Annotated in this window: 8 protein-coding genes, 1 pseudogene and 1 riboswitch; of the genes and pseudogenes, 5 read left to right on the forward strand and 4 right to left on the reverse strand. The window is 43.9% G+C overall.

The genetic code is table 11. The features are described 5' to 3' along the window. Positions 1-654: 654 nt before the first annotated feature. Both V3S16_RS05165 and V3S16_RS05170 read left to right on the forward strand, forming a co-directional pair. Positions 655-834 (forward strand): alpha/beta fold hydrolase, encoded by a 180-nt coding sequence (locus tag V3S16_RS05165; protein ID WP_413883608.1) that lies wholly within the window; start codon positions 655-657, stop codon positions 832-834. 238 nt (positions 835-1072) lie between these two features. Next, a complete protein-coding gene (locus tag V3S16_RS05170; protein WP_413883609.1) occupies positions 1073-1273 on the forward strand; it encodes a hypothetical protein in 201 nt (66 codons plus the stop codon). A gap of 1264 nt (positions 1274-2537) precedes the next feature. On the opposite strand, the pseudogene rplQ reads toward V3S16_RS05170, so the two are convergent. The 3 genes and pseudogenes from rplQ to rpsD all read right to left on the reverse strand — a co-directional run. Further along, positions 2538-2885: pseudogene (rplQ, locus tag V3S16_RS05175) on the reverse strand (50S ribosomal protein L17); the annotation flags it as partial. 4 nt (positions 2886-2889) lie between these two features. Further along, on the reverse strand, positions 2890-3912 hold the full coding sequence (locus V3S16_RS05180) for a DNA-directed RNA polymerase subunit alpha (RefSeq protein ID WP_413883610.1): 1023 nt from the start codon (positions 3910-3912) through the stop codon (positions 2890-2892). A 41-nt stretch (positions 3913-3953) separates the two neighbouring features. After that, the gene (gene rpsD / locus V3S16_RS05185) at positions 3954-4583 is read right to left on the reverse strand and encodes a 30S ribosomal protein S4 (RefSeq protein WP_413883611.1); all 630 of its coding nucleotides are present in this window, start codon (positions 4581-4583) and stop codon (positions 3954-3956) included. 587 nt (positions 4584-5170) lie between these two features. On the opposite strand from rpsD, the gene V3S16_RS05190 reads away from it, so the two are divergent. From V3S16_RS05190 to V3S16_RS05200, 3 genes are all read left to right on the forward strand, one after another. Then, complete coding sequence (locus V3S16_RS05190; protein ID WP_413883612.1) at positions 5171-6310, forward strand: acetoin utilization protein AcuC; 1140 nt, start codon at positions 5171-5173, stop codon at positions 6308-6310. A 163-nt stretch (positions 6311-6473) separates the two neighbouring features. After that, positions 6474-6563, forward strand: a riboswitch (cyclic di-GMP riboswitch). A 74-nt stretch (positions 6564-6637) separates the two neighbouring features. Next, complete coding sequence (locus V3S16_RS05195; RefSeq protein WP_413883613.1) at positions 6638-6934, forward strand: hypothetical protein; 297 nt, start codon at positions 6638-6640, stop codon at positions 6932-6934. A gap of 45 nt (positions 6935-6979) precedes the next feature. After that, positions 6980-7327: a hypothetical protein gene (locus V3S16_RS05200; RefSeq protein WP_413883614.1), complete on the forward strand. Its 348-nt coding sequence runs from the start codon at positions 6980-6982 to the stop codon at positions 7325-7327. 23 nt (positions 7328-7350) lie between these two features. Here V3S16_RS05200 and V3S16_RS05205 read toward each other — a convergent pair. Beyond that, positions 7351-7689, reverse strand: a 339-nt coding sequence (locus V3S16_RS05205) for a response regulator (RefSeq protein ID WP_413883615.1), incomplete at its 5' end; no start/stop codon positions are given.

A 7689-nucleotide genomic window follows, 5' to 3' on the forward strand; every position in this document is an offset into this window, starting at 1 on the left:
GCCTCCGGCTCGTAGAGACATGAGCCTACGCCTCGGAGAGCGCGACGGCCGTTATCAAGGAGATCAACCCTCTGCTATTAAAATATACGCATTGGATTCAACTTCTTGAAATCAGGTCTGGGCCAGGGGTTCCGGGTTGATGAGCCCTAACAGGCTCAATTCAAAAGAGTTACGCCTCAATAGAGGCGACAAGCAATTCTCACCCAACCCGCCTGCCAAAGTCTTGTACGGCAGATAGATGGGTGCAAAAGACCAATCCTGACATTGAGTTGTAACGTTAAGTAATATCAATATGTTATAAACTTTGAGCCTAGAACCCTGAACCTAGAACCGATAAGTTTAGGTATATGTATTATATTCAAGCTTTGAAAATATCAATGGAAAGATTTTGTAATTAGTGCCCATCCATAAGTGAAGAATCTTGGCCCATAGGACCAGGCTTTGGTTTGCCCCCCACAGGGGCTCATGGTCTTTGCAATTCATTGTTCTTATGGAGTATTGGAGCGATGGAGTAGTGGAATAATGAAATAAAAACAATTTATTAGGAATTCTAAGAAAATTGAGTAGTCCTCATTGTTGCCTTACAATCGAATGGAGGCCTCTGGCCGACAGATTATCTGACGATAGAATCACAGACCTATCTGCCCGCTGCTGGTGCTCCAGGGTGAAGATGATGAATACGGAACTAATGCCCAGGTCGAAAGAATCGCCGGTCAGGTGTCCGGCCCGGTGGAGGCTATACTTATTCCCGCCTGCGGCCATGTGCCCCACTTCCAGGCTCAAGAAGCGGTCCTTTCCGAAATGACGAGCTTTATCAAATCTCTAATCAGTTGATTTAGCGAATTCGATATAATTTCGGCTGATCCAATTTTGCAAGTATGAAATCTAAATAGCGATTTGATTATGTTTACTTTTCATGGTAGTAATAATAAGTTTGGTAACACTCTGATTCACAAAACAATGGTATGGGAAGATATCAAAGTAATTCCCATATTCTTTGATTCTTTATGCAATTATGGCGAAAAAACCTGGCTTATGGATACAAATAATAAGCCATAGGAGAAGTTGAGTAATGGTTACGATACAAGAAATAGAGAAAGCTGTCTCCAATTTACCACCGGAGGAGCTCGCAAAATTCCGCGTTTGGTTCGGGGAATTCGATGCTCAACTATGGGATAGGCAACTTGAGCAAGATGTTAAGGCTGGAAAACTTGACAATATTGCCAACAAAGCATTAACTGACTTCAAAGAAGGCAAATTTACAGAATTATGAAGCACTTTGCCAGCCCTTCTTTTTGGGTATGTTATGAAAAGCTTCCCCAACCAATCAAAGCATTGGCAGATAAAAACTTCTCTTTTGCTGAAAAATGATCCGAAACACCCTTCCTTGCATACAAAAAAGGCGGGTAAATATTGGTCGGTAAGAGTGGGACAAAGGTATCGCACTTTAGGTGTTGAAGTTGAGGGCGAGCTCCTTTGGTTTTGGATCGGCACACATGCGGAATACGACAAACTGTTAAAGTAGCTCCCTCAGCTCCTTAATTCCTAGTAGCCTTACGTAGGCTTATCCCGCTCAATCAAGCGGGGCTTCGCCCTTGACGCCTCTCGTAATGAAACGAAGATCCCGTTATCAGGGGAATCTGGTGCACTTTCGACTTTCGCTCAATGAGGGTTTTAGAACGCAGGTTGATGATCATTTATAGGTGAGGACCGAAATATTGCCATCTAATGTAAACAAAAGAGCATTTATTCTGTGTGATATCCATGAGATATGTTCAATAAAAGCAGTCTGATTGATAGCTTTGTTCATGGCAAGCTAACACAACCGCCGATTCAGACTATCATTTGTATTCTACAATAAAATGTGTCTTATTTAAACTGAACACTGGAGCAAGCAGGTTACAAATGCTACGGAACCCGATTGCATATAACTACTATATAGGTCATGTTCTTGAAATTACAATGATAATGCGATACGATTAACATATCCTCATTAGGTAAAGTTTTTAAAATCAATCAAACTCACCTTTTGACATTATTATTTCTGATTCATGAAGAATCCGGACGTAAAAAAGCCCTGCCAAACATGGCAGAGCTTTTTGTGTTTGATATTATAATGCTAAAATCTGTTATTCTTTTGGTTCGGTATCGTCTTTTTCAGCTTTGGTTACTTCGGCTTTAGGTGCTTTTTCCGCAGTATCGTCTTTCTTGGCTTTGGTCACTTTGGCTTTAGGCTCTTTTAACGCGGCATCATCTTTCTTAGCTTTGGCAGCTTTGGCTTCAGGCGCTTTTGCCGCGGTATCGTCTTCCTTGGCTTTGGTCACTTTGGCTTTAGGTTTTTTGGCCTCTGCTTTTTTAGGTTTGGCCGTTTCTGTGGGTCTCTCGGCGGTCTTCTTTTCTTTTATTTCTTCTTCTACTTTTGTTTCTTCTTTATCTTTCGGCGCTTCTTCATCGATCACTTTCGCTTCGGCAACCTGCTTTTTCTCTACTACAGGTTTAGCCTTCTTCTTTTTCTTCTTTTCGCTCGTTTTGGAGGTAATAAGTTCAACCAGTGAAAGCGGCGCCGCATCCCCACGGCGTCTTCCCAGTTTAACAATGCGGGTATACCCGCCGGAAATTGAACTGTACCTTTCAGCAGCGTTTTCAAACAGTTTGTGAACTATGTCTTTCTCCCTTACAATCGCCAGGGCCTGACGTCTGGCATGCAAATCTCCACGTTTGGCGAGCGTAATCAAATTGTCGGCCCAGCGTCTCAACTCCTTTGCTTTTACATCGGTCGTACGAATCCGCTCATGTTTAAACAAAGACGTTACCATGTTTCTGAACATGGCCTTACGATGGCTGCTTGTTCTGTTTAATTTCAAACCGGCTTTGCGATGTCTCATCGTATCAGCTCTCTCCTTCTTCCTTATCTTCCTCGGGCAGTACAAATCCTTCCAACTTCATCCCCAGAGAAAGACCCATTTCCGCTAAGACTTCCTTAATCTCGTTTAAGGATTTCCTCCCAAAGTTTTTGGTCTTGAGCATTTCACCTTCGGTTCTATTTACCAGTTGATAAATTTTCAGGATATCGGCATTTTTAAGGCAATTGGCACTACGCACGGAAAGCTCAAGCTCTTCAACGCTTCGGTAAAGATTTTCATTAAACTGGGGCTTATCTGCTTTCTCAGCCTTTTTGTCGGGTTCCGGCTCAAGCTCTTCATCAAAATTGATAAAAATAGTCAACTGTTCCTTTAATATCTTGGCCGCATAAGCAACAACGTCTTCCGCCAATACGCTTCCATCGGTCCATACTTCCATGGTAAGCTTGTCGTAGTCTGTTCTCTGGCCGACCCGGGCATTTCCCACGACATAAGTCACACGCTTAACCGGGGAGAATACAGCATCCATCGGAATCGTTCCAAGTGGTGCGTCTTCATCTTTATTGCCCTCGGACAGAGAATATCCTTTACCCACTTTGACGGTTATGCTCATCTTAACGTTGGCTTCTTTCGAAAGGGTTGCAATATGCAACTCCGGATTCAGCACCTCACATCTGCCGTCCTCGCTGACAATATCACCGGCTGTAACTTCGCCTTCTCCCTCGGCATCAAGGCGTACTGTTTTCGGTTCAGGGTCAGAAAGCTTGAAGCGTACCTCTTTCAAGTTGAGGATAATTTCAGATACATCTTCATAAACGCCTGCAATAGTGCTAAACTCATGCATCACGCCTTCGAATTTTACAGAAGTAATCGCTGCTCCATAAAGAGAAGAGAGCATAATCCGTCTCAGAGAATTTCCGATCGTTATGCCAAATCCTCTTTCAAGCGGTTCACAGACGAACTTGCCATAGGTGGGTTTGCTGGTTACTTGAACTTTTTCCGGCTTGATCATCTCCTGCCAGTTCATGTACATAAGTTCATTTGATGACATTATTGTTTCTCCAATTTTTTTCAGAGGGCTTTTGATTGTAGTTACCTGGAATAAAGCTCCACTATTAATTGTTCCTGCATGGGCATGGTTAAATCTTCCCGGACGGGATAACTTTTCACAACCCCTTTCAGGCTATCTTTTTCCAGATCAAGCCACTGGGGTACACCTCTGCGAACCACAGCATCTAGTGCATCTGATATCGCTTGGATTTTTCGGCTTTTTCCCCGGATTTCTATCACATCGCCAACACTAATAAGGTAGGACGGAATATCCACTTTTTTGTTGTTAACCAAAAAGTGTCTATGTCTTACAAAATGACGCCCCTGCGTACGCGAGTTAACAAACCCCAAACGATAAACCACATTGTCGAGTCGACGTTCAAGCGCCACAAGTAGATTTGTTCCTGTTATACCTTTCTTTTTGTCAGCCTTTTTGAAAAACAGATGAAACTGTTTTTCGCTGAGACCGTACATTCGTTTTACCTTCTGTTTCTCTCGAAGTTGGATACCGTAATCGGAAATTTTTCTGCCCCGACGCTGCCCATGCTGTCCGGGTGGATAGCTGCGCCGATCAAAAGCACATTTGTCAGAATAACAGCGATCTCCTTTTAGAAACAATTTTAAGTTTTCGCGTCGGCACAGCCGACATACCGAACCTGTATATCGTGCCAAATATTTCCTCCCTTTTAGTAGTTGTATAACGAAATTGAATTGTTTTTAAGTGCCATTTCTTATGTCCTGAAAAACCTGGTCCTCTGGGCCTCCGGCTCGTAGAGCCTACGCCTCGGAGAGCCAGGTCAGTTCTCCGGCTCTGCCTTGGAGTTTTGTGTCTAAAATCACAAAATACAAGCACCAAACATTAAATAAATAACAAATCACAAGCACCAAATTCCAAATAAATCACAAATTCCAAGTCTCAAATTCAAAACAAGGGCTAAAACTATTTTTTTTATTCTTTTGTTTGTTATTTGTTTTTTCGGTCACCTGTCGAGAGCCTCTAGGTCGAACGATTGGAATTTATTTGTTATTTGTATTTTGTTATTTGGGATTTCCCCTTTTGGTTACCTGTCGAGAGCCTCGAGGTCGAACGATTGTTATTTGTTTGATATTTGATATTTGGAATTTAATTTATTCCATTTGAAATAGGTGCACCCCTATGGGGGCAAATCAAAGCCACGTACTATGGGTGTGGATTATTTACTAAACGGATTAATGTGGCTGTTTCGCATTTCATGGGAATGTCGCCAGAGGAGAATAATATGAGTGCAACCAGCAAAGAAGTTCTTGTTTTCAGCAAAAAGTTTGGCCGTCACAGTTACGGATCCAGCCACCCCCTGAAAATTGAGAGGCTGCAGCTAACCATGGATTTGATCGATGCCTATGGACTTTTTGATACTTGCGCAACGCCTTGGGTAGAAGCCCAAGCGGCCGGTGAAAAGGACGTTCAAGCTGTTCACTCTGTTGAATATCTGGAAATACTCCAGCAAGCCAATACCGGGCAGGCGCCCTCACAGGCTTGGAAATTCGGCTTGAGCAGTGGTGACAATCCCGTATTTGCCGGTTTATATGACTGGTCCTTACTGGTAACCGGCGCAACCCTGGAATGCTTTCGCCAGGTAAGGGAAAAGAACAAACAGATTGCCTTCAATATTGCGGGCGGTTTGCACCATGCACTACCTGATAAGGCTTCCGGATTCTGTTACATCAATGATCCGGCGGTGGGGATAGCCCGGATGATCCAGGATGGTTTGCGGGTGATTTATCTGGACATCGACGTCCATCACGGCGATGGCGTTGAAGCGGTGTTTTATAACACGGATCAGGTTTTGACCATTTCACTTCACCAGCACGGACACACCCTTTTCCCCGGCACCGGCTTTCCTGATGATATGGGCGAAGGGCCCGGCCGGGGATACGCGGTCAATGTACCGCTGGCGCCCGCAACTGATGACGATTTGTATCTTTGGGCCTTTATGGAAGTAGTGCCGCCGCTTGTCCGCGCTTATAAACCCGATGTGCTGGTTACCCAACTGGGAGTAGACACCTTGACGACAGACCCTCTGGCCGCCTTGAACCTGACTACCAACGGCTTTATCAGGCTGGTGCAGGAAATCAAATCCTGGGGGCTTAAATGGGTGGCTCTGGGTGGCGGCGGATACAATGTCATGAATGTGGCCCGGGCCTGGACCATGGCGTGGGTTGTCATGAAAGGGGTCAAAGTTCCCGACGAGCTGCCCGCAAATTTTGTCAAAAAACATCAGTCCGGACTGGATGGAAAACTTACGCTCTCAGATCCGCCATATAAAACCAAGGGCGCCGCCGTCGACCGCGCCCGGGAAATGGCCCAATCGGTTGTCGCCAGGATAAAAGAAAATATCTTTCCTCTTGCAGGAATTTAATTAGTTTCCATCCATAAAGGGCTATTTTTTCGTGGTTATTGAGAAGCTGAGGGCTTCACCTCTAAACATCTGTTTTTATAGCCAAACTACAGCAAAGATAAAAAAAGATTAAAGTTTTTAATGTTTAGTGCCGATATGTAAAGTGTAGACAAGTGTCAATTGATTTGCTGAAGGGCAAACCTTCCGAAAGGATGGGACGCAAAGCTTCCGGTCTAAGTCCCGCAGGGCGGGGTAAGACAGCGGGGTTGCCAGGTTGAAAGAATAAAACCCGCTTCCCCTTTTCGGAAGCGGGTTTTTTATTGAAATTTTTACACGAAACAGGAGGGAATGGACATGATTACCGATGCCATAAATAGTATACCTGTACCACAAGCCCCGGATGTCAAGGTAGAACAAGATCTTGAAACCGAAGATCCGAGAGCTGTCGAAGATTCGGACAAAAGTGGCGATTCTAATCTTGACGTCAGCAGACAAAATGTTGCTAAGCAATCGGCAGGCATAGATGTTTCAGAAGACAGCGACGTTGAAACGGAGTCATATAATGCCAAAGGTTATTTAGTAAACGAGTCGTCTTCACGGCAAGATACCGGGCAGCCACAAGATTCTATCAATCTTATTGTATAGATACTTTGCATTTCAGAGCTTTTAATGCGAAGGTGGCGAGTTTTTATGAAAATTTCCAACAATACTAATTATGTTAGGCAACAGCAGTACGGTCAATTCAGGCTGCCCGAAGATGGTAAGGGGCCATATATACATGCTAACGGGCAAAAATTGGACAATCCCTTGGAGCAGAAAAACGTCTCTATTTATGTAGAAAACGAAACCGTTTTTAGCTCAGAAAAAGGTCTGAAGCCTGATTTTCCGAAACTATTTGATCCCGACGTCGGGATCAACTTTGAAACCATTGAAGCTAAAAAACCTGAAAAAGAGAAAAAAGGTTACCAGGAATATGAGAACACCGGGAACGAGCGGCCAGTAAACAAACAGGATAGTATTATTAATGATTGGGTATGATCCCGAGACCTTAGCAAAAACACTTAACTGACTGACATTGAACTTAAAGTTGTTGCAGCCAGACTTTTGACAGTATCGACCAGAACCTCGATTGAGAAAGGCTTGGTAAAGACGGCGTCAAAGTAGGCATCTTCACGCAGCCAGGGGGTCCCGGTGATACCGATAACCGGTGTAAAAGATTTTTCGGAATTGCGTACGTACTTAACTACATCATTACCACCAAGGCCGGGCATTAGAATATCCGTAATAACCAAGTCAAAATGGCCTTCATCAAACTTTTTTATTCCTTCCGTACCATCTACTGCTATCTCAACATTGAAGCCGCATTTTGCTAACGCCGTTGCGAGCATGAGTAAAATGGA

Source organism: Candidatus Desulfatibia sp. (genome assembly GCF_036446775.1).
Taxonomy (GTDB): Bacteria; Desulfobacterota; Desulfobacteria; order Desulfobacterales; family UBA11574; genus Desulfatibia_A.